This window comes from Streptomyces sp. NPDC046821 (assembly GCF_040645335.1).
Classification (GTDB): Bacteria; Actinomycetota; Actinomycetes; order Streptomycetales; family Streptomycetaceae; genus Streptomyces.
The window spans coordinates 20,750-46,413 of record NZ_JBEYYB010000005.1 but is presented as its reverse complement, the minus strand read 5'-3'; the positions used below and the strand labels follow the sequence as shown (position 1 = coordinate 46,413).

Sequence of the window (25,664 nt, the reverse complement as noted above, 5' to 3'; positions counted from 1 at the left end):
GCCGTCAACCCTCGGGTTTTCGATGTGGGCCCCTGCCGCCCTCGATCAGCGACATGACCAGCTTGGATGCGAAGGGCGGGACGTTGGACTCCGCACATGTACGACTTGAGCCCGACTCGGTAGAGTCAAAGTCGTCCCAGGACGTCCCAGGCGGGGGAGCTTGTATGGCGAACGAGAGGCTTCGCGGCGCGATCGTGGAGAGCGGCCTGAAGTTGGAGCAGGTCGCAGAGCGGTTGGGCGTCTCACCCAAGACTGTTGAACGCTGGATCTCCGACCCAAAGCGCAAGCCCTACAGGCGATTTCAGTACGCAGTCGCCTCACTGCTGCATCGCGAGGTCTCGTACCTCTGGGCAGACGAGCGGACCTCCGAGGAAGTCACAGCATCCAGCGACTCAGAGGTCCTGAAGCTCTACGCCCACCGCTCCGTAGTGCCGCAGGACGCATGGACCAAGCTGTACGCCGGCGCCACAAGGCACTTCGACGTCTTGGTCTACTCGGGCTTTTGGCTGACCGAGGACCCGCGATTCCATCGCCTCGTGCGCGAGAAGTCAGCAGACGGCGTCCCTGTGCGCTTCATGCTGGGAGACCCCAACAGCCCCGCCGTCGCCGTACGGGGAGACGACGAGGGCATCGGATCGGCGATGGCAGCCAAGGTCCGTAATGCACTGCTCAACTACGCCCCGCTCTTCCGGCTCCCCGGAGTGGAGTTCAGGCTTCACGGGACCACGCTCTATAACTCGATTTACCGCGCCGACAATGAACTGTTGGCGAACGGTCATGTCTATGGCGTGGGCGCCTACTTGGCGCCTGTCCTTCACCTTCAGCGCGTCCCTGGCGGCGAACTGTTCGACACCTACTCTGAGAGCGTGGAGCGCGTTTGGGAGAACGCGCGCCCCATCAACTCGCCCACTGATTACGAAGGCGCCCCGTCATGAGCCGGATTGACTACTTTCGCGACCCGAACGCCCCTAAGGCCAACTCAGTTGTGCCGTCAGTGACAGCCGTCGTTCGGGATGAGCAGGGAAACCTTCTCCTCATCCACAAGACCGACAACAACCTGTGGGCACTTCCAGGGGGCGGCCACGACGCCGGGGAGAGCATCGCTCAGACCGTCGTTCGGGAGGTAGACGAAGAGACGGGCATCCAAGTGGCCGTACAGGACATAGTGGGTCTCTACACCGACCCGGAGCACGTTATGAAGTACGACGACGGCGAGGTCCGTCAGCAGTTCTCCATCTGCTTCCACGCCAGGCCAATTGGCGGCGAGCTACGCACCAGCTCGGAATCGAAAGAGGTCCGCTGGGTTGCCCCGGCGGACCTCGACAAGCTGGATATTCACCCGTCTATGCGGCTACGGATCACACACGGCCTCGACGCGTCGCGCACCGCTCCATACATCGGCTAGCCCACACCCTCGGCGACATTAAGCCGCCCCTCCACACGCTTGACCGCGGCGTGGATATCAGGGGCGGCCCGTTGGATGAACCTGCCGACAATGGTGTCGGGGCCATACCGTCCGACGATTTCAGAAACCCGCGCTTCAGAGGTGGTGGGTCCGCCATCGGGCGTCGTCGTCATGTCGCAGAACAGAAGCGCGTCGACAAGCTCCGGCCGCTCCAGCTCGAACTCAGTGGCCAACTCCTCGCGGAGTCCACGCTCCTCGGCCTCCAGGAGGGCACACGAGTGATGAGCGACCAAGCGAACGACGCGTTCATCCATGCCTTCCTGGCCACGCAGGAAACGGGCGCCGTCGAGCGGGTGAAAGCCAGTGGAGGCGATGCTGGGCGAGTACCCGATGTCATGGAGCACGGCCGCTGCTTCCATCAAGGAAGCGTCCTCCCCCAGGATGGGACGCAGGGAGCGCGCCCGTTCGGCAACGCCGAGGGAGTGGCCCCAGCGGCGCGGCAGCGGTTCGGCTAGCAGCGACTCGGAGAGGCTGTAAGCCTGCTCTGTGAGATCCATGATTCCCAAGGCTACGAGTCCCCCCGTCAGGCCGGGAGGGCGCGAACGCGCCGCCGGCGGTTTGGGCCCATCTCGATGAGCCCCTTCCCTTCCATCTGCGCAATGGCCGTTCGCACGGCCGTACGGGACACCCCGAACCGCTCGCACAGCTCACTCTCGGACATGAAGGCGTCACCCACGGCGGTCCCCTCCGCCCGCAGGAGATCCGTCACCTTGTCCACCAGCGGGCGGCGGTCCCCAGTTCCGGCAACGAACCATCCGGCGCCCTGCACCGACTCGACCACGCCGTCGGCCTTGAGCGCCTTGAGCGCTCGCCCGACAGTGGAGCGTCCCACCCCGTACGTGCTCATGAGCTCTGCTTCGGACGGCAGAGCTTCAGTGATCTTGCCCTTTTCGATCTTCAGTCGCAGTGAATCCGAGATCTGCAAGTACGTACCTCGTGGACTGGCCTGCGGCACGTGCCCTTCCCTTCTTCGGCCTCATGAGTCGCTCCCCCGCCATGGGGGCGCGCCATCCAGCTTCCCACGGTGAGGCTTCCCGACCGAGGCCCGGAGCGCCTTGGGGAGCGGCTCCGAAGGCCCCCTCCGAGTGAGTAGCGAGTGAATTTCGCTCGCCTTTGATCACGGAACGCCGTTAGTGCAGGTCAGAGGGCTACAACCCACCCACCGAGTCATGCCCTCCGGAGCCGTGTGCGCAGGTTCGAATCCTGCCGGGGGCACCTTTTAGTAGGTGCCTTAAAGACCCCGTCATCAGCGGTTTCGCTGAGACGGGGTCTTCGTGTATCTGGGCACGTGTGCCGCCCGGAGCCACGTCAGGGCAGTTGGTCGTACGTGCACCAGCTGCGCTGGTCCAGCATGTTTCTCGGGGTGAATTGGTAGCTCGTGGGGAGGGCGAGGATGTCGTCGATCCGTTCGCCCGCGTAGGTAGCCGGGGCCGACATGTCCGGGGTGTACATGCGGCCGTAGCGTTGCAGCCAGCCCTCCCAGGCCCGGTCCACGTTGCAGTGGTGGAGGAAGAACACCGGGTCATTGGGGGAACTCATGGGCACCATGTCGCCGCCCGTCCACAGGTGGACCTGGTTGTGGGTCCAGGGCCGCCCTGTCGGGTTCCAGCCTTCGAGCCGGCTGCGGAAGCCGTCCGAGTTGATGCTGAAGTCGACGACGTCGTACCGGTCTTCCGGCTTGGGGTTGGGGCCCTCCGGCGCGTAGTCGAGAGCCGATTTCACATCCGCGCTGGTCGGCAGAGTGTCCCAGTTCTCGGGACTTGCGAACTCTCGGATCAGACCGCGCCCCTGGCCGTTCCCGGCCTGGGCCGGGCGTCCGTCGCGGCCGCTCTCGATACGGACGGTGAAGTTGTTCGGGTCGTCCGGGTAGAAGCCGAACGGCCCGTCAGAAACGGGGTTGCCCTGCCCGCCCATGTAATCGGGCGTCCAGATCGGGGCGTCGGGCGGCGAGCCGTGGTCTCCGTCGGCCGACCAGTCCCAGTACGGCAGCGCGAAGGTGCTGTCTCCGCCGAGTATCCGTTGGATGTTGTTCTCCACCATCATGAGCATCAAACGGTGCCACGGCAGAAAGACCGGCCCTCGGTGTGCGTAATTACGCAGCATCGGGTCGCCGTTCCGCGGGATGGGGAAGTTTCCCGCCTGAATGTGCCAGATCACAAACAGGTCGTAGGTGTACACCGGGTTTTCCGGGCCGGGGATGCCGAAGTTCTTGGTGGTGCGTCCGGTCGGCTCCTTCTTGAGCATTTCGACGCCGGTGACGTATTTCTTCCGCGCGTTGTCGTCGTTCAGGATGTTTCTCCGGACCAGGGCCATCTCAGGCACCTCCTCCGAAGTGGTCGGGGTAGGCGGACATCAGCGCCCGGACGGCGTCCAGCGCCGAGGTGAACTGGTGATAGGGCAGGCCTGGGCTGTACAGCATTCCGCTGTCGGCCACGTGCAGCCGGGCCGTCACCGGTGTCCCGTCCACCACGACGTCATAGGTGGTGGTGACCGCGATCCGGTGCCCCTCGTGCTCCGTCGTACGGACGGAAGGCGCGGGGTCCGACGCCTGCTCTGCAGCCGACCGGGCCATATCGGCCAGGTAACTTGCGAGTTTGTCGGGCGCGGCGGCAGCAGCGATTTCTTCGGGTTCGATGGCTGTCATGACGGACTCCCTGATGAATGGGGGTTCGCAGGGGCCGGGGAGTATGGACATCCCTCCTTTCCCACCATCCCCGGCCGTGTCCGGGCTGTCCAATCGGCCATCTGGTCATGGGGCTTGTGGGGCTGAGGGCAGGGCGGTGGGGCTGTCGGCGGTCGGGCGGTAGCGGTGGCGCGTTTCTTCCGAATACCCTTCGGGTGCACCGGAGTTCATCAACTGGGGGGTCTCATGGCGCTGTTCGGGAACGCTCATACCGTCGATCCTGGCGGGGCTCAGCAGGAGTACGCGAAGTTGCTCGGGCAGGGGGAGCAGGTGCACGCCGCTTATCTGCTGATTCGGGACACCATCCTCTTCACCGACCGGCGGCTCGTGCTGGTCGACAAGCAGGGGCTCACCGGGAAGAAGGTGGAGTACCACTCGATCCCGTACAAGAGCATCACGCACTTCTCCGTCGAGACGGCGGGGCACTTCGATCTCGACGGTGAGCTGAAGATCTGGATCTCCGGGACCGCCGCTCCCGTCCAGAAGACCTTCAGCAAGGGCGTCGACATCTATGAGGTGCAGGCGATTTTGACGCAGTTCGTGGCTCGTTAGGGGCGGCCAGCGGGAGGGGCCGGCCCGTGTTACGACGCGTGCTTTCGGGGTGAGGTCTTCTTCGCCGTCGGCTTTTTGGCCGCCGTCGTTTTTTTGGCGGCGGTCGTCTTCTTCGACGTGCTTGCCTTGGGCGTGGTCTTGGCGGCCGTCGTCTTCTTCGCCGTGGTCTTCGTCGACGTGGACTTCTTGCCGCCTACGTCCTTCGGGGACGTGCGGGATTTCAGTGAGGTCACCTGGGCCTCGCGGGACGATGGCGTCGCGTCGCCTCGGGCCTCCTTCGCCGCCTTCACGCTGCTCTCCAGTGCCGCCATCAGGTCGATGACCTTGCCGCCGGCGCCCTCCGCCGCGGGCGGCGCCTCCAGTACGCCCTCGCCGGAGGCCTTCGTCTCGATCATCTCTTCTACCGCGGTCCGGTAGTCGTCGTGCAGGGACTCCATGTCGACCTCGCCGAGGGTGTCCATCAGCGCGTCCGCCAGGTCGAGTTCGGCCTCGCGCACGGTCACATGGGTCTCCGGCGCGACCTCGTCCGTGGCGCGTACCTCGTCGGGCCAGAGCAGGCCGTGCATCGCGATCACGTCGTCGACGACCCGCAACATGCCGAGCCGTTCGCGGCCACGTAGCGCGAACTTCGCGATCGCGACCTTTTTGTTGCGCTTGAGCGCCTCGCGCAGGAGGGTGTACGGCTTCGCCGCGGGGACGCCGTTCGCGGAGAGGTAGTACGCGGTGTCCATCTGGAGCGGGTCGATCGTGTCGCCCGGCACGAAGGCCACGATCTCGATGGTCCGGGCTGTCGGGATCGGCAGCGCCGCGAGGTCGTCCTCCGTGATCGGGATCATCGTGCCGTCGGCGGCCTCGTACGCCTTGCCGATCTCCGTGCCCGCGACCTCCTTCTCCTCCAGCTCGCAGAACTTGCGGTAGCGAATGCGGCCGCCGTCCTCCAGATGGATCTGGCGGAAGGAGATCGAGTGGCTCTCGGTGGCGTTGACCAGCTTGATCGGGATGCTGACCAGGCCGAAGGAGATGGCGCCGTTCCAGATGGATCGCACGGGGTCCGTCCCTCTCTGCCGCGACTCGTGACCTTGGGGGTTTTAGGGGTTGAGAGATTTGGGGTGGTTTGTCATGGTTTCGTGGGATTCTCATCGTATGACGCCCATCACCGAGGTGGAGGGGCGGCGGATCGCGCTCAGCAACCTCGACAAGGTGCTGTACCCGGCGACCGGGTTCACCAAGGGCGAGCTGCTGCACTACTACGCGACCGTCGCCGAGGCCCTGCTCGCGCACCTGCGCGACCGGCCCGTGTCCTTCCTGCGCTACCCGGACGGGCCCGACGGCCTGCGGTTCTTCACAAAGAACGTGCCGCCGGGCACGCCTGCCTGGGTGCGCACGGCGGACGCGCCGCGCTCGGCGACCACCGTGTCCCGGCAGGTGGTCGTGCAGGATCTGCCGTCGCTGATGTGGGCGGCCAATCTGGTGACGGAGTTCCACACGCACCAGTGGCGGGCGGACGCGCCCGAACGGGCCGACCGGCTCGTCCTCGACCTCGATCCGGGGCCGCCCGCCGACGTGGTCACGTGCTGCGCGGTCGCGCTGTGGCTACGGGAACGGCTCGCCGCCGACGGGCTGCACGCGTACGTGAAGACGTCCGGGTCGAAGGGGCTGCATCTGCTCGTGCCGCTGGAGCCCACGCCGTCCGAGCAGGTCAGCGCGTACGCGAAGGCTCTCGCGGTGGAAGGGGAAGCCGCGCATCCGGAGCTCGTCCTGCACCGGATGACGCGCAGCCTGCGCCCCGGCAAGGTCTTCGTCGACCACAGTCAGAACGCCGCCGCGAAGACGACGGCGACCCCGTACACCCTCCGCGCCCAACCGGAGCCGACGGTTTCGGCGCCGGTGACCTGGGAGGAGGTCGAGGCGTGCGCGGACGCGCGGGAGCTGACATTTCTGGCGGACGACATCGCTCCGCGCCTGGAGCGGTACGGGGATCTGCTCGGGCCCCTGTTCGACCCGGGGCGCGCGGGGCGGGTGCCGTGACGCTCTCGCCAGGGGCGGGTGCCCTGACAGTGCCGCTCGGGACGGATGTCAGACGTGCAGCCACGTATGGCGGTCGCGGGCCATCGCGTGCAGCGCTTCGATGTCGGCCGGTTTCAGGACGCCGCCGGTCCGCGACAGGGCCTGGAGTTCGGTGTCGGGGATGACGCGTACGTCCGTCGAGGCCGCCCTGACCTCGACGGACGTGGCGCCCGCGACGGCCAGGACCGGGTGGACCTCGGCGGTCAGGGCGAAGGACGCGCGGGACGCCTCCGCGCGGACGCGGCGCAGCAGCGGGGCCGGTTCCGCGCGGCCGGCGGCGACCAGCGGGTCGGCCACGCGGACGCGCTGCTTGCGGGCCGGGAGTGTGTGCAGGGCGTAGAGGCCGCCGGGGCCTATGAGGAGATGGTGGATACGGGCGCCGCCGGGCAGCGGTACGGAGTGCAGGGTGCGCCAGCCGGCGCGCTCAAATGCGTCGAGGACACGGCCCACCGCCTGCTCGGCCTCCAGGGCCCGGCGCCGGGGGTCCGCGCGGAGGCGGCGGGCGGGGCCCGGGTCGCGTTCGACGGCGATCTGGAGGGCCTCGCCGGGGCGGTTCGGGGCGAGGTCGTCGTCCGGGTGCAGGGTGAGCCTGGCGAGCTCGAGGGGTGTGGGGACCGGGGGCGGGCCGACGGTGACGTCGCCGGTGATGAAGGGTGCGAGGACGGCGAGCACGTCGTCCCGGCGGGCCTCGCTGATCAGGTTGACGCGGGCGGTCTCACGGTCGTACCAGGCGACGTTCGCGCCGTCGTCCGCGCAGACGTAGAGCCGCTCCCGACCTTGCCGCCGGCTCGGTACGACGCGCAGACCGCTCATGGATCATCACCCCATGACCATGGGAACAGTGATGACGCCGGCGGGCAAGATGCCGTCCGGCCGGGGCGGGGCCTGCCGGACGGCCCCCCGCCCACCCGTCGTCCGAGGGGTGATCGACGGGCGAGATTCGGGTCGTTGTTACACAGCTGCCGAATTGCCGTGATGCGGAGTCTTTACGTTGGGGGGATCGGCGTTTGCGCCATTCGGCGGAGCGCGGGTCCCGGACCGGGGCCGAGGAGAGGAGACGTTTCGTGAGCTGGACCCGTCGACCCGGGCTGCTGGCCCGTGGCACCTTCGTCGCCGCCGTTCTCGGTGGTGCGCTGCTGGTTCCGACGGCCGCGTTCGCGCACCCGGACCCCGACCTCGGCACGGCGACGGAGCAGGTCGGCGCTGCGCACGACGGGCCCCCGTTGTTCCTGGTCGCGGGCGGTGGGATGGCGGCCGTGGGCGGCGCCGGGCTCGCGTACTCGATGTATCAGCGGGGGCGTACGGACGGGGACGGCTGAAGGCCGGGGTGAGCGCACCCCACCGGGCGACGAGATGCGCACACCCCACCGGGTGAATACAAAGGATTTCTCCACCCATCTCCACCCAAGAGGTGTGCGTGGGGTGATCGGCCGGCACGTGGACAGACAGGAGTGCAGTGAATCTCAGGCGCGCCTGTTCCGTTGCCGTCGCCGTGGGTGCGGCGGCGGTCCTGGTCGGCGGGTGCGGGGACTCGGGCGGGCTGCGCAGCGCGGGGCCCACGCCCACCGCGGTGGGCCCGGCCCGGCTCTGGCCCACGTTGCCGCCCGCCTCCGCCGCCGCCCAGGACTACGACTCCGGCCACACCGAGGTCGTGAAGGGCATCACCGCCCCCGGTGACGACATCCGCCGCGTCGACCCGGTCGCCGTGGTCCGTGCGCAGGAAGCGGCGGCCGCGGCCTCGCCCAGCGCGTCACCGGGCACGTCCAAGGACAAGATCGTGGGGCTGGCGGACTGCGGAGCGAAGGGCACCGGGAAGTCGGGGTGCCCGGTCCTCAATGCGTACTACCAGGATCTCAACGGCGACGGCAAGGACGAACTGGTCGTGGGGATCCGGCTGCCGAAGGGCCAGCTCGCCGTGCGCTGTTACATGTTCGAGCAGCATCGGCTGACGCAGATCATGGGGACGTCGGACGCGATCGTGAGTGTGGAGATCGCGGGCCGGGACGTGATTCTGCGGTCGGTGGCCGACCTGCCCGGCTACGAGTACCGCACGGCGTGGTCCTGGGACTCGCACCAGCGCGCGATGCTGCCCACCCGCGACGAGATCCTGCGTACGGCACCGGCGACCGTGCCGCCCCGGTCCCACCCGTCCCCCACCGCCGTCCCCTACGCGGCCACCCCGACCACGACTCCTTCGGCGCCCGCGCCATGACCCCGGCCCGCCAGAACAGCAGCCGCCGGAGGCTCCGGCTGCCCGCCTGGACTGCCAGCCTCACGTGGAAGGCCGCCCTCTTCATCACGGTCATGTGCTGCGCGCTGGCCGCGCTGCTCGGCGTCCTCGTCCACGTGTCCGTCACCGATCAGACCGTCGGCCAGGCCCGCCAGCGCGCGCTCAGCCGGCTGACCGAGGCCACCGAGGCGTACCAGGACGGGGAGCGGCTCGGGCCGTTCGCCGGGATCGACAATCCGGACGTGCCCGCGTCGCTGCGCGAGCTCGCGACCGACGGGGAGCGCGGCACGATGGTGAGCAGCGACCCGGCGAGCCCCACGATGTGGGCGGCGGGGCCGGTCGACGGGCGACGCGTGATCTCCGTCGAGGTCGACTACTCGCAGGGCGCCCGCACGATCGACGGGCTGGACCGCGCGATCGTCGGCTCGTCCCTGCTGGCGATCGGCGCGACGCTGCTCGTGGGCGCGTTCGCGGTGACGCGCGTGACGCAGCGCCTGCACGCGACGGCGCGGGTGGCCCGGCGGATCAGCGGCGGTGACCTGGACGCCCGGGTCAGCGATTCCCGTACGCGCCATCCGGCCCGGCGCCAGGACGAGGTGGCCGCCGTCGCCGGCGCGCTGGACAGCATGGCGTCGTCGCTGCACCGCAAGCTGCTCAGCGAGCAGCGGTTCACGGCGGACGTGGCGCACGAGCTGCGTACGCCGCTGACCGGGCTGCACGCGGCGGCCGAACTCCTCCCGCCGGGCCGCCCGACCGAGCTGGTACGGGACCGGGTCGCCGCCCTGCGCACGCTCACCGAGGATCTGCTGGAGATCTCGCGGCTCGACGCGCGCAGTGAGCACGTGGACCTCGACGACCACTGGCTCGGCCCGCTCACGGAGCGCGTGGCGCGCGCGTCCGGGACGGGGACGGAGGTGATCGTCGTACGTGACGTCTGTGTCCTGACCGACCGCCGACGGCTCGAACGGGTGCTCGGCAATCTCGTGGCGAACGCGCACCGGCACGGCCGTCCGCCCGTCGTCCTCACCGTGGACGGCCCGGTGATCACCGTGCGGGATCACGGGCGGGGCTACCCGGACTATCTGCTGGAGGACGGGCCGCAGCGGTTCAGGACGGACAACGGCTCGAAGGGGCACGGCCTCGGTCTGACGATCGCGCTGGGGCAGGCGGAGGTGCTGGGCGCGCGGCTGACGTTCGCGAACGTGCCGGGCGCGGGCGCCCCCGACGCGGACGTCTCCGGCTCACCCGACGCGGACGCGCCCGGCGCGGGCACTCCCGGCGAGGACGGCGGCGGCGAGACCGGTGGAGCCGTCGCCACGCTCACGCTGCCGCACGGCGAACACCCTGCGTGACGGGACACCCTCCCCACCGGCGGACCCGCACACGGGCATACAGACACACCGTCAGTCCGAATTGAAGCGACATAGCGGGATTCAGCGCCCCCGCTTGTTACGTTCCCGCCATGACCGGAACGACGGGACCGACAGGCACGAGAGCCGGCGCGAGCCCGCCCGCCGTTCCCGCTGTCCGCCTCCCCCGGCGCCGCGGCACCGAACTCGTCCTGATCGTCCTGGCCGTCCTGCTCAGCGTCTACGGCTACTGCGAGGTCGGCCTCGCCGCGAACGGATCCGTACCGCCCGACGCCGCCGGTTACGGCGCCGGGCTCGGCGTGCTCGCGCTCGTGGCGCACGGCGCGATCCGGTTCCGGGCGCCGTACGCGGACCCGCTGCTGCTGCCCATCGGCGTCCTGCTCAACGGTCTCGGCCTGGTGCTGATCTACCGCCTCGACCTGGAGACGCCGAACGACCAGGCGGCGCCCACCCAGCTCGTGTGGTCGACGTGCGGCGTCGCCCTGTTCATCGCGGTCGTCGTCCTCGTCCGCGACCACCGGGTGTTCCAGCGGTACGCGTATCTGTCGGCCGTGGCGGCGCTGGCCCTGATGATCGTGCCGATCTTCTTCCCCGCAGTGAACGGCGCCCGTATCTGGATCAGGATCCACGGATTCTCCATCCAGCCCGGCGAGTTCGCGAAGGTGCTGCTCGCGATCTTCTTCGCCACCTATCTCGCGGCGAACCGCAACGCGCTCTCGTACACGGGCCGGAAGATCTGGCGGCTGCAGCTGCCCACGATGCGGGTGTTCGCGCCGATCCTCGTGTTCTGGCTGATCAGCGTGGGCGCGCTGGTGCTCGAACGGGACCTCGGGACCTCGCTGCTGTTCTTCGGGATCTTCATCGTGATGCTGTACGTGGCGACGGGCCGGGGCAGCTGGATCGCGATCGGGACGATCCTCGCGGCGGGCGGCGCGGTCGTCGTCGGCGCGCTCGAACCGCATGTGAACAGCCGGGTCCACGACTGGCTGCACCCGTTCGCGTCCATCGACGCCGGCCAGGGCCCCGGACAGCTCGCGCAGTCGCTGTTCGCGTTCGCGGCGGGCGGGATGCTCGGCGCGGGGCTCGGGGCCGGGCACTCGATCCTGATCGGGTTCGCCACCAAGTCGGACTTCATCCTGGCGACAGCGGGCGAGGAGCTGGGGCTCGTCGGCCTGACCGCGATCTTCCTGCTGTACGGGCTGCTGGTCGAGCGCGGCTACCGGGCGGGGCTCGCGCTGCGCGACCCGTTCGGGCGGCTCCTCGCGATCGGGCTCGCGTCGATCGTCGCGCTCCAGGTGTTCGTGATCGCGGGCGGGGTGATGGGCCTGATCCCGCTGACCGGTATGGCGATGCCGTTCCTCGCGCAGGGCGGGTCGTCCGTCGTGACGAACTGGATCATCGTGGCGCTGCTCGTCCGGCTCAGCGACTCCGCCCGCAGCCAACTTGTGCCGGACGACGGCACGGAGGCGCTCCGGTGACCCGCTACATCCGGCGGGCGGCGGCGCTCTGCCTGGTGCTGCTCGTGGCGCTGCTGGTCAACTCGGCCCGCGTGATGGTCTTCCAGGCCTCCTCCCTCGACGACAACCAGGCCAACCGCCGCAACATGATCGCCCGCTACGACCAGCCGCGCGGCAACCTCCTCGTCGGCGGCAAGCCGATCACCGGCTCACGGGACACCGGCCAGCTGTTCCGCTACGAACGGACGTACAAGAACGGCCCGTTGTACGCGCCGGTCACCGGGTACTCGTCCCAGCTGTACGGCACGTCGCTCCTGGAGCACACCGAGGACGGGGTCCTCGCCGGTACGGATTCGACGCTGACGCCGTTCCCGCTGTGGAACGACTTCACGCGCTCGCAGCAGCCCGGCGGCGATGTGGCGACCACGATCAACGCGGACGCTCAGAAGGCGGCGTACGACGGGCTCGCGGGGCGGCGGGGGGCGGTCGCGGCGCTCGATCCGTCGACCGGCGCGATCCTGGCCCTGGTGAGCAGCCCCTCGTACGATCCCGGGAAGTTCTCGGGGACCGGTTCGGCGACGACGTCGGCGTGGAAGGCGCTGAACGGCGCGGCGAATCAGCCGATGCTCAACCGGGCGATCCGGCAGACGTATCCGCCGGGTTCGACGTTCAAGATCGTGACCGCGGCGGCGGCGATGGACGCGGGGGTGGTGTCGGACGTGACCGCGCCGACGAACACCCCGAGCCCCTGGCTCCTGCCCGACACGTCGACGCTGCTGGAGAACGAGGCGACCGGCTGCGAGGACGCCTCGCTCGCGGACGCGATCCGGGTCTCCTGCAACACGGTGATGGCGAAGCTCGGTGTCCAGGTCGGGCTGCGCGGGATGGTGTCGGCGGCCCGGAGGTTCGGTTTCGACGACGCCGGGCTGCGGCTCCCGTCGGGGGTCTCGCGGAGCAACTTCGACACGGACATGGACAGGTCGCAGCTGGCGCTGTCCTCCATCGGCCAGTTCAACACGACGGCCACGCCGCTGCAGATGGCGATGGTGTCGGCGGCGGTCGCCAACGGCGGGGCCCTGATGCAGCCGCACCTCGTGGACCGGACCACGGACGACCGCGGCAACACCCTCGCGCAGACCGGCCCGAAGACGTACCGGCAGGTGATGAGCCCGGGGACCGCGATGGAGCTCCAGGCGATGATGCAGGACGCGGTGGAGGACGGCACGGGCACGAACGCGCGGATCCCCGGCGTCGCCGTGGGCGGCAAGACCGGCACGGCGCAGCACGGTGTGAACAACAAGGGAGTCCCGTACGCGTGGTTCATCTCATGGGCGCAGTCGCCCGATTCGGGCACACCGGCGGTGGCGGTCGCGGTGGTCGTCGAGGACGCGGAGGCGGACCGGGCGGACATCAGCGGGGGCGGCAACGCGGCACCGATCGCGCGGGATGTGATGGAGGCGGTGCTGAACTCGGCTCGCCAGTAAGGGTAGTTGGGGCCCGGCAGTCGGGGCCCACATCCTGAAATGGGCCTACTCGCATCCAATGTCGGCACCTATCGTGCGGATCATGACTGACAACGGGAACCCGACCACCACCGCCACCCGTCACGAACTCGCCCAGGTCAACATCAGCCGCCCGCTCGCCCCGCTCGACTCGGAACAGCTCAGGGACTTCAAGGAAGGGCTCGACCCGGTGAACGCGGTCGCCGACGCGGCCGACGGGTTCGTGTGGCGCCTGAAGGGCGAGAGCGGTGACGCGACGGACGTCCGGATCTTCGACGACGCGTGGCTGCTGGTGAACATGTCGGTGTGGCGGGACACGAACGCGCTCACGGCGTTCATGTACCAGGGTCAGCACCGTGAACTCCTCGCCCGGCGGCGGGAGTTCTTCGAGAAGCTCGACGAGGCGGTGACGGCGCTGTGGTGGGTGCCGGCCGGGCACCGGCCCACCGTCGAGGAGGCGGTCGAGCGCCTGGTCCACCTGCGGACGCACGGCCCGACGCCGTACGCGTTCAACCTGCGTACGTCGTTCCCGGCGGGCGACGCGGAGCCGGAGACCGGGGCCGGCACCGGGGCCGGCGCCCGGACCGAGGCCGTCAGCCGATCGGCTTCCTGATCTCCGAGCGGATCTTCACGGCAGTCGCGGCCTGCGCGTCGAGGTCCACGTCGGAGGGGTTCTGGAGGGCGATCTCCTCGGTGATCTCGGCGACGCTGGCGCCGGTGTTCCCGTCGGCCCAGGCGCACATCGGGATGCTCATCTTGCGGCCCAGCTGCTGCTTGGTGAGGACCTGGCAGGTGATGGTGACGTCGGACCCCGCGGGCTTGAAGTCCCGTGGGGCCACGGCGACTTCGGCGCCGTCGCTCTTGGCGGCCCCGGACATCATGTTCTTGCGGGCGAGGTCGGTGTTCTTGAACCGGCCGTACATGCCGGAGATCACCACACCGCCGCCCTTCTCCTTGTCGGTCGCGGTGTACTGGCCGACGGCCGCCTTGGTGTCGCGCGCGTCCCAGGAACCGTTCGCCTCGGACTCGATCGCCTTGCCCTTGGTGGCGGACATGTCGTCGGTGAGGGTGTACTTCCCGCCGAGGAGGGTCTGCGGGATCGTCAGCTTGTACTCGGCCTTGGGGAAGCCGGCGTCGACGCTCAGGCCGATCATGGCGAGGACGACGATCCCGACGACGATGACGCCGGCCACGCCGCCGATGATGCCGAGGACCATCCCGACCCGCCGCTTCTTGGGCGGCGGGCCCATGGGGAAGCCACCGCCCCAGCCGGGGTAGGGGGCACCGCCCGGGTGGGGCTGCTGGGCGTAGGGGCCGGGCTGGGGCTGACCGTAGGGAGCGGGCTGGCCGTACGGGCCCGGCTGAACGTGAGGACCTGGCTGGCCGTACGGCGCGGGGGCCGGCTGGCCGTAAGGGCCGGGCTGACCGTACGGCGGCTGCTGGCCGTAGGGGCCGGGCTGGGGAGGCGGAGGCGTGGACACGTCAGCACGCTACTGCATCCGTGTGACACGCCCACGCCACGGACCCGGGGCCCACGGACTCAGGCCCCCGGGCCTCACGCCCTGATGACAGCTCAGCCTCAGGCCGGCTCAGCCTCAGGCCACCTCCGCCCCCTCCACGATCGTCGACTCGACCTCCGCGACCCGCTCCAGCTCCTCCGCCGCGAAGCGTTCCGCGTCGAGCTTCTCGGCGATCTCCTCGTCCTGGGTCATGAGCAGGTCGAGGTTGGTGTTGCCCATCTCGAAGACGCCCATGTCGACGTACGCCTCCTGGAGGCGCTTGCCCCACAGGCCGATGTCCTTGACGCACGGGACGATGCGGCTGAAGAGGAGCTGGCGGAACAGGGCCAGGAACTCGGACTGCTCGCTGTACTCCTCGGCCTCCGCCTTGGAGATGCCGAAGTTCTCCAGGACCTCGACGCCGCGCAGCCGGTCGCGCATGAGGTAGCAGCCCTCGATGACGAACTCCTCGCGCTCGCGCAGTTCGGCCTCGGTGAGCTGCTTGTAGTAGTCGCGCAGGGCCATGCGCCCGAAGGCCACGTGGCGGGCCTCGTCCTGCATGACGTAGGCGAGGATCTGCTGGGGCAGCGGCTTGTCCGTGGTGTCGCGGATCATGCCGAACGCGGCGAGAGCGAGGCCCTCGATGAGGACCTGCATCCCGAGATAGGGCATGTCCCAGCGCGAGTCGCGCAGGGTGTCGCCGAGGAGCGACTGGAGGTTGTCGTTGATCGGGTAGAGCATCCCGACCTTCTCGTGCAGGAAGCGCCCGAAGATCTCCGCGTGCCGGGCCTCGTCCATCGTCTGCGTGGCCGAGTAGAACTTGGCGTCCATGTCCGGGACGGACTCCACGATGCGGGCGGCGCACACCATGGCGCCCTGCTCACCGTGCAGGAACTGGCTGAACTGCCAGGACGCGTAGTGCTTGCGCAGCTCGCCCTTGTCCCGGTCGGTCATCTTGGCCCAGTGCCGGGTGCCGTAGAGGGTGAGGGCCTCGTCGGGGGTGCCGAGCGGGTTGTGGGGGTCGACCTCCAGGCTCCAGTCGATGCGCTTGGCGCCGTCCCACTGCTTGTCCTTGCCCTTCTGGTAGAGCGCGAGGAGGCGGTCGCGGCCCTCGTCGTACTCCCAGCTGAACCGTGCCGAACCGGTCGCGGGTATCTCCCATTGGGGCTCCCGGGGCACCTTGGTGTACAGCTCATGCGTCGACATAGAGGCAGGCTCACACGGCCGCGGACATCGGGTCAACAAGTCGCGCACAAGGGATTGACGCCCTTACTGACAGGCAGTCTCATAAGTGGTGACCGCCGGTAACTCCCGTGCCGCGGCGCCTGTTTGACGTACGACGAGGTGGGGACAGCCATGACGACCGTGACGGAAGCCGACGCGTTCGAAGGTCTGCGTGACGCGCTCGGGCTGCTCAAGGACCGCGAGCAGGTGGCCGAACGCCTCCTCGACTCCTCCGCCAAGCACTCCTTCGACCCCGACAAGGAACTCGACTGGGACGCCCCCGACGTCGAGGGCCTCTGGTACTGGCCGCCGGAGCTGTGCTCGCTCTACGACACCCCGCTGTGGAAGCGGATGTCCGAGGAGCAGCAGATCGAGCTGTCGAAGTACGAGGCCGCGTCGATGGCGTCCATGGGCGTCTGGTTCGAGATCATCCTGATGCAGCTGCTCGTCCGGCACATCTACGACAAGTCGCTGACCAGCAACCACGTCCGGTACGCGCTGACCGAGATCGCCGACGAGTGCCGGCACTCCATGATGTTCGCGCGCATGATCAAGCGCAGCGTCGGCGAGGGCTTCGAGATGCCGCGCCTGCACCACAACCTGGGGCGCCTGCTCAAGACCATCTCCACGACGCCGGGGTCGTTCTCGGCGACGCTGCTCGGCGAGGAGATCATCGACTGGATGCAGCGGATGACGTTCCCGGACGAGCGCGTCCAGCCTCTCGTACGCGGGATCACCCGCATCCACGTCATCGAGGAGGCCCGGCACGTGCGCTACGCCCGCGAGGAGCTGCGCCGCCAGATGGTGAAGTGCGGGCCGGCCGAGGCGGCGTACACCAGGATCATGTGCGGCGAGGCGGCGCGCGTGATCTACACGGCGTTCCACAACCCGGTGGCGTACGAGCGGGCCGGGCTCGACCCGCGCGAGGCGCTCGCGCAGGTCAAGGCGAGCGGTCACCGCCGCGAGATCATGCAGACCGGCGCCAAGCGTCTGACGGACTTCCTCGACGACATCGGCGTGATGCGCGGTGTCGGGCGCAGGCTGTGGAAGTCGTCGGGACTGCTCGCCTGAGGGCTGTCCGGCGTCCGGGGCAGGGCTGTCTGACGGGTGGACGCCCAGACCTCGGTGCGAAAAGCCGGTTACTCTGCGGGACATGACCTCGGCAGCCGGCACTCGCGCGTACCGACGGCTCAGCGTCGAGGAGCGCCGCAGTCAGCTCCTCGTCGCCGCGCTGTCCCTGTTCGCGCACCGTCCGCCCGAGGAGGTCTCCCTCGACGACGTGGCGGAGGCCGCCGGGGTGTCACGGCCCCTCGTGTACCGGTACTTCCCGGGCGGCAAGCAGCAGTTGTACGAGGCCGCGCTGCGCTCGGCGGCCGACGAGCTGGAGACGTGCTTCGCGGAGCCGCCGGAGGGCCCGCTGACCGGACGCCTCACGCGGGCGCTCGACCGCTACCTCGGGTTCGTGGACGAGCACGACACGGGGTTCGCGGCGCTGCTCCAGGGCGGCAGCGTGGTGGAGACGTCGCGGACGACGTCGATCGTGGACGGCGTACGCAGGGCGGCCGCCGAGCACATCCTGAACCATCTCGCCGTGACGGACCCGGGACCCCGGCTGCGGATGACCGTACGGATGTGGATCACGGCGGTGGAGGCGGCCTCGCTGATCTGGCTCGACGAGGACAAGAAGCCGCCGCTCGACGAGCTGCGCGACGGGCTCGTCGACCAGTTCATGGCCGTCCTCACGGCGTCGGCGGGCCGTGACCCGCAGACCGCGCAGGCGGTCCGGCACGCTCTGTCCCTGGAGTCGGCGGACGGTCCCGTGGGCACGCTGGCGCGTCTGGTCCTGCCTGTGGTGAGCGACGCGGCGCACCTGTTGTGACACCGGTGCGGTCTGTTGTGACACTGGGGCAGTGAAGAGCGAAGAGACGCCGTTCGTGGGCGGCCCGATGGACGGGCGCGTGCTGCCCGTCCTGCTCGGGCCCACCGGTCACCCGCCGAAGGTCTACCGGATCCCGGTACCCGGCACCGACGGCGAACCCGACACGGTCCTCGTCTACCGCAGGGTCCCGGCCGCCCCCGGCAAGGTCCGCCTCACGCACCGCTGGAAGTACGAGTACGACCCCTCAGGGCGGGACGACGGCAAGCTCCGATGGCCCTGGTCCAAACCGCGCGGCTAGCTCCCGCTCCGAGGCGGGTTCCCCCTGCCGGGTGGGCTCGTTGGGCCGAACCGCCCAGCAGCGGGCGCGCGGACGCCCGGTCGCGCGGATGCTCGCGGTGCGAGGCGGACGGGCTGCCCCGCACCGGAGGTGATGACGTGTCAGGAAGCCTTGTGCGGTGGGCCTGTGCGGCCGCCGCGGCCTCGATGCTCGTGGCGCCCTGCCCGGCAGCGGCCGACCCCACTCCGGACCCTGACCCTCCCCCGGCCGGCGCCGACACCTCCGTGGCCACGCTCCTGACGGATCTTCAGCGTCTGTACCGGGAGGCCGAGAAGGCCACCGAGACGTACAACGCGACGGCCGAGAAGCTCAAGGAGCGCCGCAAGACCGCCGACGACCTGGGCCGCAAGCTCACCAAGGCGCGCACCTCGCTGCACGACAGCCGGGGTGAGGCCGGACGCCTCGCCCGCGAGCAGTACCAGGGCAGCAGCAACATCTCCCCGTACGTACGCCTCCTGCTGGCGCGCGATCCGCAGCACGCGCTCGACCAGGGGCATGTGATCCGGCGCGTGGCGCAGGAGCGCGTGGCGACCGTGGACCGGCTCGTCGGCGGCGAGAAGCGGGCCGACGACCTGGCGGCCGAGGCACGCAAGGCGCTTGCCGAGCAGCAGAAGCTGACGGAGAAACAGAAGAAGGAACGGGACGCGGTGCAGGCCCGGCTCAAGGAGGTCGAGGAGCTGCTCGCGTCGCTCAGCACGGACCAGATCGCGGCGCTGACGCGTCTGGAGGACGAGGGCACGGTGAAGGCGCAGGAGTCGTTCATGGCGTCGGGCGCGCTCAGCTCGACACGGCCCCCGTCGCGGGCGGGCGACGCGGCGCTCGCGTACGCGGTGGAGCAGATCGGGAAGCCGTACGTGTGGGGCGCGGAGGGGCCGGACGCGTTCGACTGCTCGGGGCTCACGTCGCAGGCGTGGGGGCGCGCGGGGCAGGAGATTCCGCGGACGTCGCAGGAGCAGTGGGCTCAGCTACCGAAGGTCCCGCTGGGCGAACTGCGGCCCGGTGACCTGGTCGTGTACTTCCCGGAGGCCACGCATGTGGCGATGTACCTGGGCAACGGGATGGTGGTGCAGGCGCCCCGGCCGGGCGCGAAGGTCAAGGTGTCGCCGATCGCGGCCAACCCGCTGCTCGGCGCCGTGCGTCCCGACCCGGACGACGGGCCGATGGCGGGCTACACCCCGCCGAAGCTGCCGCAGGGCGCGACGAGCGGCGACGACACGGGGGTCGACGCCGCGGGGGCGCCCACCGGCTGACCGGTGGGCACCCCGGCCACGGGTCAGGCGGCGGAGGCCACGGACGCCAGGTAGGCGTTCGTCTTCTCGGGCTCGTAGAAGAAGTTCTCGAAGTCGGCCGGGTTGTTGAAGCCGTTCGCGAACCGGTCGGCGACGGGCTGGAACTGGCCGCCGGCGCCGATCAGGTTGAGCACGTGCTCCGGCGGGACGCCCAGCATCGCGTTGGTCCACTTCACCACGTGCTGCGCGGTCTCCCAGTAGCGGTCGAAGGCGGACTGCATCCACGCCTCGTCGAACGGCTTGTCGCCGTGCTCGAGGATCGAGGAGAGGTACGAGGCGGCGCACTTGGACGCCGAATTCGAACCCTGGCCCGTGATCGGGTCGTTGGCGACGACGACGTCGGCCACACCGAGGACCGCGCCGCCGCCGGGCAGCCGGCCGATCGGGTTGCGGACGGTCGGCGCGTAACGGCCGGCGAGCGTGCCGTTGGCGTCGGTCAGCTCGACCTTCGTGGCGCGCGCGTACTCCCAGGGCAGGAACTTCTCCATCAGCTCCAGGGTGAGGGCGAGGTGCTCCGAGGGGTCCTTGATGCCCTTGAAGGCGTCGACGGGGCCGCCGGGGACGCCCTCCCAGAAGAGGATGTCGGCGCGGCCCGACGTGGTGAGGGTCGGCATGACGAACAGCTCGCCGACGCCGGGCACGAGGTTGCAGCGCACCGCGTCGAACTCGGGGTGCTCGGGGCGCGGGCCCATGCCGTGCACGTAGGCGACGGCGAGCGCGCGCTGCGGCTCGGCGTACGGGGAGCGCGAGGCGTCGCGGCCGAACATCGAGACGAGCTCGCCCTTGCCGGCGGAGACCAGCACCAGGTCGTAGGTGCGGGAGAAGTAGTCGAGGTCGGAGACCGCGGCGCCGTGGATGACGAGCTGGCCGCCGCGCTGGGCGAACGTCTCCATCCAGCCGGCCATCTTCACGCGCTGGTCGATCGACTGCGCGTAGCCGTCGAGCCTGCCCACCCAGTCGATGGCGCGCTGAGAGGGGCCCGGGTCGAAGGAGCCGGGGGCGGCGACGGAGACGCCGAGGCCCTCGATCCGCGGAGCCTGGGACTCCCAGAAGTTCACCTGGAGGTCGCGCTCGTGCTGGAGCGCCGTGTGGAACATGCACTGCGTGGACATGACCCGGCCGGACCGGATCTCGTCGGCGGTGCGGTTGGACATCAGGGTGACCTCGTACCCGTTCGACTGGAGGCCGAGGGCGAGCTGGAGACCGGACTGGCCGGCTCCGACGACGAGTATCTTCCGCATCGGGGGTGCCTCTTTGCTGCTGAGGGGTGGTGATTAAACGGGGGTGGCGTCGAGGGCGTGGCCGACGAGGGCCAGCAGGGTCTCTACGACCGAGATGCGCCGCCGGGCGTCCATGATGAGGACGGGGATGTGCGGCGGGACCGTGAGGGCCTCGCGCACGTCATCGGCGGCGAACTCGTCGGAGCCGTCGAAGTGGTTGACGGCCACGACGTAGGGGAGGCCGCAGCTCTCGAAGTAGTCGAGGGCCGGGAAGCAGTCCGGGAGACGGCGGGTGTCGGCGAGCACGACAGCACCGATCGCGCCACGCACCAGGTCGTCCCACATGAACCAGAATCGCTGCTGGCCCGGCGTGCCGAAGAGGTACAGCACCAGGTCGTCGTCGAGCGTGATGCGCCCGAAGTCCATGGCGACCGTGGTCGTGGTCTTGTCCGGCGTGGCGGTGAGGTCGTCGGTGTCCTCGCTCGCCGTCGTCATCAGCGCCTCCGTCTGGAGGGGCTGGATCTCCGAGACGGCGGTCACGAGGGTGGTCTTGCCGACGCCGAAGCCGCCCGCCACGACTATCTTCGTGGCGATCGGCGCGCGGGTGTGGTCCGTCTGCCAGGCCTGGAGCTGCTCCTCGGGTTCGAAGAGCGACGCGGCCGCGGCGGCGGGGCGAGACGGCTGGGAAGGTACGAAGGCGGGGGCGGAGCCCTCCGCCACGCCTTCAGAGACGGCGAAGTCCACTCAGCACCCTTTCAAGCAGTGCGCGGTCCGGCTGCCCAGCGCCGTGACCGGTTCCGTAAACGCGGATCTTTCCCTGGTCGGCGAGGTCGCTGAGGAGTACGCGGACCACGCCGAGCGGCATCTTCAGGAGTGCGGCGATCTCGGCGACCGTGCGCATACGGCGGCACAGCTCCACGATCGCCCGCATCTCGGGCATGATCCGCGTCGACAGCGTCCCCTGCCCTATCTCGAGGCGTTCCTCGGGCGCTTCGAGCGCGGCGACGAACGTCTCGACCAGCAGCACGTGGCCGAAGCGGGTGCGGCCGCCGGTGAGCGAGTAGGGCCGCACCCGGGCGGGCCTGCGGTCGCCGCCGCGGGTGGGCAGTTTCGCACCGCCGGTCCTGATGTTCGGGACTGTACTGCCGTTCACTGGCTCTCCATCGACTGGCGCAGTTCACTGCGGAGTTCGGGCGTGAGGACGTGCCCGGCACGGCCGACGAAGAGCGCCATGTGGTAGGCGACGACGCTCATGTCGCAGTCCGGGGTGGCGTGCACGCCGAGCAGTGAGCCGTCGCTGATGGACATGATGAAGAGGCTGCCCTCCGCCATCGCGACCATGGTCTGCTTGACATTGCCGCCGTCCATCAGCTTGGCGGCGCCGATGGTCAGGCTGCCGACACCGGACACGATCGTGGCCAGGTCGGCGCTGGAACCCTTGGGTCCCCCGCTGTGGTCGGCAGGGCGCTCCGCGTTCCTGCCGGGGTCGGAGGAGAGCAGGAGCAGCCCGTCGGAGGAGACGACCGCGACCGAGAGGAGCCCTGGCACCTCCTCCACCAGATTGGTCAGCAGCCAGTGCAGGTTGCGGGCTTCGACGCTGAGTCCGAATCCCGACGACGCACTTGGCGTACGACTGGGCGCAGTCAACTGCTTGCCTCCTCGACTGTGTCCCCCTTGGCTTGTCCGGTGCGTTCCGTCCCGCCGATCTCGGCCTCGACGTCGCGCCGGCCTTCCTTCGCACCCTGGTGGAAGCCGCCGAGGCGGCGGCGCAGGGCCTCCGCGTCGACCGATCCGGTGCGCGGCGCCGCGGCGGGCGCCGGGGCCGAGATCTTGGGTGTGCGCTTGGGCAGGCCCTTGTCCGTGACGCGGTCCCACTGGGGGGTGCGGGGCGTGGGGAGCTCGGGTTCGCCGGCCGCCGCCTCGGGGGCGGGGGGCGGGTCGGCCTTGGGCCGCGTGGGCAGGCCCGGGGTTCCGGGGGTGTCCGCGGCGCCGAAGCCGGTGCCGGTGCCGTAGCCCGTCTCGTCGGCGACGCGCTCGTGGGCGGGCTCGTCGTCGATGCGGGGGGCCTGCGGCGGTACGGGAGCGGGGTCCTCGGCCGGGATCGGGAAGGCCAGGGTCATGGTCGTCTCGGCCGGGGACTCGGCCGGAATCTGACCGGGCATCCCGGCCGTCGGCTCGGGCGCCGGCTCGAACTCCTCCGTGACCGGCTCCGGTTCGGCCACCGGCTCCGGCTTCGGCTCCGTGTGCGCCTGCGCCTCCGCCTCTCGTACGGTCTGCTCGGCCGCGGCGATCAGCGGGTCCGGGGCCTCGTGGGCACGGCCGCTCAGGACGTTGGAGTTGGCCTCGGCCTCGGAGCCGGGCAGGTGGACGGCGGGCGCGGTGCCCGGCAGGACGCGCGGCGGCGCCGCGACGCTCGGGGCGGCGGCGAGGAGCGCGCGGGGCAGCACGATGACGACGGCGACGCCGCCCTGCTTCTGCTCGCGCAGCTGCACGCGGACGCCGTGCCGCGCGGCGAGGCGGGCCACGACGTACAGGCCGAGTCCGAGGCCGTCGTCCTCCTCGGGGTCGAACATGTCGTCGCCCTCGAAGGAGGCGAGACGGGTGTTCAGCTCCCGCATCCGGTCGTCGGTCATGCCGATGCCCTCGTCCTGGACGGAGAGCATGACCTCGCCGTTCTCCAGGAGCCAGCCGGAGACCTCGACGGAGGCGTCGGGCGGCGAGAACGTGGTGGCGTTCTCCAGGACTTCGGCGACGAGGTGGCTGAGGTCGTCGGCGGCGAACCCGGCGAGGTGCGCGTGCGGCGGCAGCGTGGAGATCCGGACGCGCTCGTAGCGCTCGATCTCGCTGACGGCGGCGCGGACGACGTCGACCAGCGGGACGGCGCCCGGGTTGCCGTGGCCGTGCTCGGCGCCGGCGAGGACCAGGAGGTTCTCGCTGTGGCGCCGCATGACCGTGGCGAAGTGGTCGAGCTTGAAGAGGGTGGCGAGGTTCTCGGGGTCCTGCTCGCGCTCCTCCAGGCCCTCGATGACGCCGAGCTGGCGCTCCACGAGGCCGAGGGTGCGCAGGGCGAGGTTCACGAACGTGCCGTGGATGCTGTTGCGGACGCGGTCCAGGTGGGCGGAGGCCCGGGCGAGTTCGGCGCGCAGGGCCTCGCGCTCGTCGGCCATCGTCTGGCGCTGCCCGACCAGGTGCTTGCGGTCGGCCTCGAGCGTGGTGAGGCGCTCGTGCAGGGCGAGCGCGTGCGCGTGCAGGGCGTTGACGGACCGTACGACCTGGGCGAACTCGTCGTTGCGGCCGGTGAACTTGATCGGCTCCTCGGTCGCCGGGTCGCCGGCGAGCCGGGCCGAGCCGCGACGGAGGACGGAGAGCGGCTGGGTCAGCGTGCGGGCCATGGCCATCGAGACACCGACGGCGACGAGCAGGCACACACCGGCCAGGGCGATGCGGACCTCGAGCGCGGCGACGTCGTCGTCACGCAGCAGCGCGAGTTCCTTTGCGCGCCGGTCGTAGAGCGACGATTCGGCGCCGCGCATCAGGTCGATACGGGCGGACAGGGCGGCGTCGACGTTCTTGCGGTTGTAGCCGAGTTCCACGGTGGAGAGCGTGGGCGCGTCCGTGAAGGCCGTCAGGTACTGGTCGGCCTTGGTGACGTCGGGGCCGGTGACCGTCGCGTCGTAGGAGGCGACGGCTCCGGCGGGACCGGCGTCCTCGAAGTCGGCGAGGGCGGCCTGTTCGCGGATACGGGCCTGCTGGGCGGCGGCGCTGAGTTCGTCGCGGGTCTTCGTGTCGCCGGCGCCCTGCGTCACGGTCGTCGGCAGGCCGGTGGCCGGGTCGATGACGGTGGACGCCCCGGTGCCGCGCGGCACGGAGAGCGCGGCGAGCAGCAGCCCGCGGGCGGCGGAGGCCTGCTCGACGGCGCGGTCGAGGTCGGCGTACGCGTGGGCGCCGGAGCCCGCGCGGGGCGGGGTTTTCTCGGCGAGTTGCTCGGCGGTGCGGTGCAGTTCGGTGATCGCGCCGGAGTACGCCTTGTGGGCGGCGAGGGCGGTGCCCTTGCCGGTGAGCGCGGCGCGGCGGACGGCCGTGATGTCGGCGAGGTCGCGGCGCAGGGCGGGCGGCGCGTCGGTGCGGAGCTCTTCGAGCTGCCGGTCGACGCGGGCGCTGCGGCCCTCGGAGAGGCCCTGGCCCTTGGGCCGGCCTGCGGCGATGTAGGTGGTGACCTCGTCGCGCTCGTCGGCCAGGGAGTGGGACAGCGCGATGGTCTGCTGGGTCCGCGTGGCCAGGTCGACGAGTTCCTGGGAGTCGCCGACCTGCTGGGACGCGGCCATGAGCGCGGGCGCGGCGGCACCGGCGATGGCCGCGGCGACGACCGCGACGGCGACGATGAGCCGGTTGCGCACGCGTGCGGTGCGCCGGCGGGGCTCGGCCGGGGGTGTGGGGGCGGGTACGCCGGCGGTGGCCGTCGGCGTGCCGGGGGCGGGTACGCCGGGAGTTGCCGTCGGCGTGCCGGGGGTGGCTGCCGCCGATGGCGTGCCGGGTCCGGCCGGACCTGCTGACATGCCGGGTCCCGTGGGGACCGGGGTGCGCACCTCGTCCGCTTCGGAGGCCGCTTGCTTGCCCTTGCGTCGAGGCATCTTCCGCACCGGTGCTCGCATTCCTGACTCGTCTACCCATGGGCCCGGGTGACGATCCGTCAACGCGCGCGCCCCCTGGTATGGCTCCAGACCCTTCCAGTGCCAGTGATGAGTGGTCGCTCATCACCTAGCCAGCCACCCGAAGGAGTGAACATCGAGCGGGAGTTGGGGAGCAAGTTCCGGTGGCGTGAGCACGGGGCCGGAACGGGGCGCCGGTTGGACGTCTCCCACGTGCTTTGGCAGTATGCCCCGCCACGCA

At 70.2% G+C, this 25,664-nt stretch carries 27 protein-coding genes; 14 read left to right on the top strand and 13 right to left on the bottom strand.

Going from position 1 to position 25,664, the window contains the following annotated elements; translation table 11 throughout:
• Window positions 1-164: 164 nt before the first annotated feature.
• Together ABZ893_RS11140 and ABZ893_RS11135 are read left to right on the top strand one after the other, a co-directional pair.
• Entirely contained in the window at window positions 165-935 is a 771-nt protein-coding gene (locus ABZ893_RS11140) for a helix-turn-helix transcriptional regulator (RefSeq protein ID WP_361400335.1), read from the top strand.
• The gene (locus tag ABZ893_RS11135) at window positions 932-1,405 is read left to right on the top strand and encodes an NUDIX domain-containing protein (RefSeq protein WP_361400332.1); all 474 of its coding nucleotides are present in this window, start codon (window positions 932-934) and stop codon (window positions 1,403-1,405) included. Before ABZ893_RS11140 ends, ABZ893_RS11135 begins: the two co-directional genes overlap by 4 nt.
• Here the strand turns inward: ABZ893_RS11135 and ABZ893_RS11130 are convergent.
• The 4 genes from ABZ893_RS11130 to ABZ893_RS11115 all read right to left on the bottom strand — a co-directional run bounded on the left by ABZ893_RS11130 (window position 1,402) and on the right by ABZ893_RS11115 (window position 4,109).
• Window positions 1,402-1,962 (bottom strand): HD domain-containing protein, encoded by a 561-nt coding sequence (locus ABZ893_RS11130; RefSeq protein WP_361400329.1) that lies wholly within the window; start codon window positions 1,960-1,962, stop codon window positions 1,402-1,404. The two genes, ABZ893_RS11135 and ABZ893_RS11130, sit on opposite strands and share 4 nt — an antisense overlap.
• 26 nt (window positions 1,963-1,988) lie before the next feature.
• Entirely contained in the window at window positions 1,989-2,420 is a 432-nt protein-coding gene (locus ABZ893_RS11125; protein ID WP_361400326.1) for a GntR family transcriptional regulator, read from the bottom strand.
• Between the two features lie 353 nt (window positions 2,421-2,773).
• Window positions 2,774-3,778 (bottom strand): tyrosinase family protein, encoded by a 1,005-nt coding sequence (locus ABZ893_RS11120; RefSeq protein WP_361400324.1) that lies wholly within the window; start codon window positions 3,776-3,778, stop codon window positions 2,774-2,776.
• 1 nt (window position 3,779) lies between these two features.
• On the bottom strand, window positions 3,780-4,109 hold the full coding sequence (locus ABZ893_RS11115) for a hypothetical protein (RefSeq protein WP_361400322.1): 330 nt from the start codon (window positions 4,107-4,109) through the stop codon (window positions 3,780-3,782).
• A 225-nt stretch (window positions 4,110-4,334) separates the two neighbouring features.
• On the opposite strand from ABZ893_RS11115, the gene ABZ893_RS11110 reads away from it, so the two are divergent.
• Complete coding sequence (locus ABZ893_RS11110) at window positions 4,335-4,700, top strand: PH domain-containing protein (protein ID WP_361400319.1); 366 nt, start codon at window positions 4,335-4,337, stop codon at window positions 4,698-4,700.
• Window positions 4,701-4,729: 29 nt separating this feature from the next.
• Here ABZ893_RS11110 and ABZ893_RS11105 read toward each other — a convergent pair whose 3' ends face one another.
• Window positions 4,730-5,746 (bottom strand): Ku protein, encoded by a 1,017-nt coding sequence (locus ABZ893_RS11105; RefSeq protein ID WP_361400316.1) that lies wholly within the window; start codon window positions 5,744-5,746, stop codon window positions 4,730-4,732.
• A gap of 97 nt (window positions 5,747-5,843) precedes the next feature.
• Here ABZ893_RS11105 and ligD point away from each other — a divergent pair, with 97 nt between their 5' ends.
• Complete coding sequence (ligD, locus tag ABZ893_RS11100; protein ID WP_361400313.1) at window positions 5,844-6,728, top strand: non-homologous end-joining DNA ligase; 885 nt, start codon at window positions 5,844-5,846, stop codon at window positions 6,726-6,728.
• A 48-nt stretch (window positions 6,729-6,776) separates the two neighbouring features.
• On the opposite strand, the gene ABZ893_RS11095 is transcribed toward ligD, so the two are convergent.
• A complete protein-coding gene (locus ABZ893_RS11095) occupies window positions 6,777-7,580 on the bottom strand; it encodes a nuclease-related domain-containing protein (protein WP_361400310.1) in 804 nt (267 codons plus the stop codon).
• 251 nt (window positions 7,581-7,831) lie between these two features.
• On the opposite strand from ABZ893_RS11095, the gene ABZ893_RS11090 reads away from it, so the two are divergent.
• From ABZ893_RS11090 to ABZ893_RS11065, 6 genes are all read left to right on the top strand, one after another.
• Window positions 7,832-8,086 carry a hypothetical protein gene (locus ABZ893_RS11090; protein ID WP_361400308.1) on the top strand — a complete coding sequence of 85 codons (255 nt, stop codon included), beginning with the start codon at window positions 7,832-7,834 and terminating at the stop codon, window positions 8,084-8,086.
• Window positions 8,087-8,223: 137 nt separating this feature from the next.
• Window positions 8,224-8,979 carry a hypothetical protein gene (locus ABZ893_RS11085; RefSeq protein WP_361400306.1) on the top strand — a complete coding sequence of 252 codons (756 nt, stop codon included), beginning with the start codon at window positions 8,224-8,226 and terminating at the stop codon, window positions 8,977-8,979.
• On the top strand, window positions 8,976-10,349 hold the full coding sequence (locus tag ABZ893_RS11080) for a HAMP domain-containing sensor histidine kinase (RefSeq protein ID WP_361400303.1): 1,374 nt from the start codon (window positions 8,976-8,978) through the stop codon (window positions 10,347-10,349). The genes ABZ893_RS11085 and ABZ893_RS11080 overlap by 4 nt, the downstream gene beginning before the upstream one ends.
• 110 nt (window positions 10,350-10,459) lie before the next feature.
• Entirely contained in the window at window positions 10,460-11,845 is a 1,386-nt protein-coding gene (locus tag ABZ893_RS11075) for an FtsW/RodA/SpoVE family cell cycle protein (protein WP_361400300.1), read from the top strand.
• Window positions 11,842-13,308, top strand: a complete 1,467-nt coding sequence (locus ABZ893_RS11070) for a penicillin-binding protein 2 (protein ID WP_361400297.1) — start codon at window positions 11,842-11,844, stop codon at window positions 13,306-13,308. Before ABZ893_RS11075 ends, ABZ893_RS11070 begins: the two co-directional genes overlap by 4 nt.
• Before the next feature lie 82 nt (window positions 13,309-13,390).
• Window positions 13,391-13,939, top strand: coding sequence for a DUF3291 domain-containing protein (locus ABZ893_RS11065; RefSeq protein WP_361400294.1), 549 nt, complete (start codon window positions 13,391-13,393; stop codon window positions 13,937-13,939).
• Here ABZ893_RS11065 and ABZ893_RS11060 read toward each other — a convergent pair.
• Together ABZ893_RS11060 and ABZ893_RS11055 are read right to left on the bottom strand one after the other, a co-directional pair.
• Window positions 13,920-14,807 (bottom strand): hypothetical protein, encoded by an 888-nt coding sequence (locus tag ABZ893_RS11060; RefSeq protein WP_361400291.1) that lies wholly within the window; start codon window positions 14,805-14,807, stop codon window positions 13,920-13,922. The genes ABZ893_RS11065 and ABZ893_RS11060 overlap by 20 nt on opposite strands.
• Before the next feature lie 114 nt (window positions 14,808-14,921).
• The gene (locus ABZ893_RS11055) at window positions 14,922-16,031 is read right to left on the bottom strand and encodes a ferritin-like domain-containing protein (RefSeq protein ID WP_361400289.1); all 1,110 of its coding nucleotides are present in this window, start codon (window positions 16,029-16,031) and stop codon (window positions 14,922-14,924) included.
• A gap of 150 nt (window positions 16,032-16,181) precedes the next feature.
• Here ABZ893_RS11055 and ABZ893_RS11050 point away from each other — a divergent pair, with 150 nt between their 5' ends.
• The 4 genes from ABZ893_RS11050 to ABZ893_RS11035 all read left to right on the top strand — a co-directional run bounded on the left by ABZ893_RS11050 (window position 16,182) and on the right by ABZ893_RS11035 (window position 19,515).
• Complete coding sequence (locus tag ABZ893_RS11050; protein WP_361400286.1) at window positions 16,182-17,120, top strand: diiron oxygenase; 939 nt, start codon at window positions 16,182-16,184, stop codon at window positions 17,118-17,120.
• A gap of 82 nt (window positions 17,121-17,202) precedes the next feature.
• Window positions 17,203-17,928: a TetR/AcrR family transcriptional regulator gene (locus ABZ893_RS11045; protein ID WP_361400284.1), complete on the top strand. Its 726-nt coding sequence runs from the start codon at window positions 17,203-17,205 to the stop codon at window positions 17,926-17,928.
• Window positions 17,929-17,995: 67 nt separating this feature from the next.
• Window positions 17,996-18,226, top strand: a complete 231-nt coding sequence (locus ABZ893_RS11040; RefSeq protein WP_361401302.1) for a hypothetical protein — start codon at window positions 17,996-17,998, stop codon at window positions 18,224-18,226.
• 137 nt (window positions 18,227-18,363) lie between these two features.
• A complete protein-coding gene (locus tag ABZ893_RS11035; protein ID WP_361400281.1) occupies window positions 18,364-19,515 on the top strand; it encodes an NlpC/P60 family protein in 1,152 nt (383 codons plus the stop codon).
• A gap of 23 nt (window positions 19,516-19,538) precedes the next feature.
• Here the strand turns inward: ABZ893_RS11035 and ABZ893_RS11030 are convergent, their stop codons facing one another.
• The 5 genes from ABZ893_RS11030 to ABZ893_RS11010 are packed head-to-tail and all read right to left on the bottom strand — an operon-like array spanning window position 19,539 to window position 25,405.
• Window positions 19,539-20,795: a styrene monooxygenase/indole monooxygenase family protein gene (locus ABZ893_RS11030; protein WP_361400278.1), complete on the bottom strand. Its 1,257-nt coding sequence runs from the start codon at window positions 20,793-20,795 to the stop codon at window positions 19,539-19,541.
• Between the two features lie 33 nt (window positions 20,796-20,828).
• Window positions 20,829-21,518, bottom strand: a complete 690-nt coding sequence (locus ABZ893_RS11025) for an ATP/GTP-binding protein (RefSeq protein WP_361400276.1) — start codon at window positions 21,516-21,518, stop codon at window positions 20,829-20,831.
• Window positions 21,499-21,927: a DUF742 domain-containing protein gene (locus ABZ893_RS11020; protein ID WP_361400273.1), complete on the bottom strand. Its 429-nt coding sequence runs from the start codon at window positions 21,925-21,927 to the stop codon at window positions 21,499-21,501. Before ABZ893_RS11020 ends, ABZ893_RS11025 begins: the two co-directional genes overlap by 20 nt.
• Window positions 21,924-22,421, bottom strand: a complete 498-nt coding sequence (locus tag ABZ893_RS11015; RefSeq protein WP_361400270.1) for a roadblock/LC7 domain-containing protein — start codon at window positions 22,419-22,421, stop codon at window positions 21,924-21,926. The genes ABZ893_RS11020 and ABZ893_RS11015 overlap by 4 nt, the downstream gene beginning before the upstream one ends.
• On the bottom strand, window positions 22,418-25,405 hold the full coding sequence (locus ABZ893_RS11010) for a nitrate- and nitrite sensing domain-containing protein (protein WP_361400267.1): 2,988 nt from the start codon (window positions 25,403-25,405) through the stop codon (window positions 22,418-22,420). Before ABZ893_RS11010 ends, ABZ893_RS11015 begins: the two co-directional genes overlap by 4 nt.
• Window positions 25,406-25,664: the final 259 nt, after the last annotated feature.

What these genes read in the sequence shown, in the direction of transcription:
- ABZ893_RS11110 (WP_361400319.1), top strand. Translation starts at nt 4,335, where the DNA reads ATGGCGCTGTTCGGGAACGCTCATACCGTCGATCCTGGCGGGGCTCAG.
- ABZ893_RS11115 (WP_361400322.1), bottom strand. Translation starts at nt 4,109, where the DNA reads ATGACAGCCATCGAACCCGAAGAAATCGCTGCTGCCGCCGCGCCCGAC.
- ABZ893_RS11140 (WP_361400335.1), top strand. Translation starts at nt 165, where the DNA reads ATGGCGAACGAGAGGCTTCGCGGCGCGATCGTGGAGAGCGGCCTGAAG.
- ABZ893_RS11080 (WP_361400303.1), top strand. Translation starts at nt 8,976, where the DNA reads ATGACCCCGGCCCGCCAGAACAGCAGCCGCCGGAGGCTCCGGCTGCCC.
- ligD (WP_361400313.1), top strand. Translation starts at nt 5,844, where the DNA reads ATGACGCCCATCACCGAGGTGGAGGGGCGGCGGATCGCGCTCAGCAAC.
- ABZ893_RS11120 (WP_361400324.1), bottom strand. Translation starts at nt 3,778, where the DNA reads ATGGCCCTGGTCCGGAGAAACATCCTGAACGACGACAACGCGCGGAAG.
- ABZ893_RS11065 (WP_361400294.1), top strand. Translation starts at nt 13,391, where the DNA reads ATGACTGACAACGGGAACCCGACCACCACCGCCACCCGTCACGAACTC.
- ABZ893_RS11095 (WP_361400310.1), bottom strand. Translation starts at nt 7,580, where the DNA reads ATGAGCGGTCTGCGCGTCGTACCGAGCCGGCGGCAAGGTCGGGAGCGG.
- ABZ893_RS11130 (WP_361400329.1), bottom strand. Translation starts at nt 1,962, where the DNA reads ATGGATCTCACAGAGCAGGCTTACAGCCTCTCCGAGTCGCTGCTAGCC.
- ABZ893_RS11075 (WP_361400300.1), top strand. Translation starts at nt 10,460, where the DNA reads ATGACCGGAACGACGGGACCGACAGGCACGAGAGCCGGCGCGAGCCCG.
- ABZ893_RS11050 (WP_361400286.1), top strand. Translation starts at nt 16,182, where the DNA reads ATGACGACCGTGACGGAAGCCGACGCGTTCGAAGGTCTGCGTGACGCG.
- ABZ893_RS11045 (WP_361400284.1), top strand. Translation starts at nt 17,203, where the DNA reads ATGACCTCGGCAGCCGGCACTCGCGCGTACCGACGGCTCAGCGTCGAG.
- ABZ893_RS11135 (WP_361400332.1), top strand. Translation starts at nt 932, where the DNA reads ATGAGCCGGATTGACTACTTTCGCGACCCGAACGCCCCTAAGGCCAAC.
- ABZ893_RS11010 (WP_361400267.1), bottom strand. Translation starts at nt 25,405, where the DNA reads ATGCCTCGACGCAAGGGCAAGCAAGCGGCCTCCGAAGCGGACGAGGTG.
- ABZ893_RS11055 (WP_361400289.1), bottom strand. Translation starts at nt 16,031, where the DNA reads ATGTCGACGCATGAGCTGTACACCAAGGTGCCCCGGGAGCCCCAATGG.
- ABZ893_RS11030 (WP_361400278.1), bottom strand. Translation starts at nt 20,795, where the DNA reads ATGCGGAAGATACTCGTCGTCGGAGCCGGCCAGTCCGGTCTCCAGCTC.
- ABZ893_RS11040 (WP_361401302.1), top strand. Translation starts at nt 17,996, where the DNA reads ATGGACGGGCGCGTGCTGCCCGTCCTGCTCGGGCCCACCGGTCACCCG.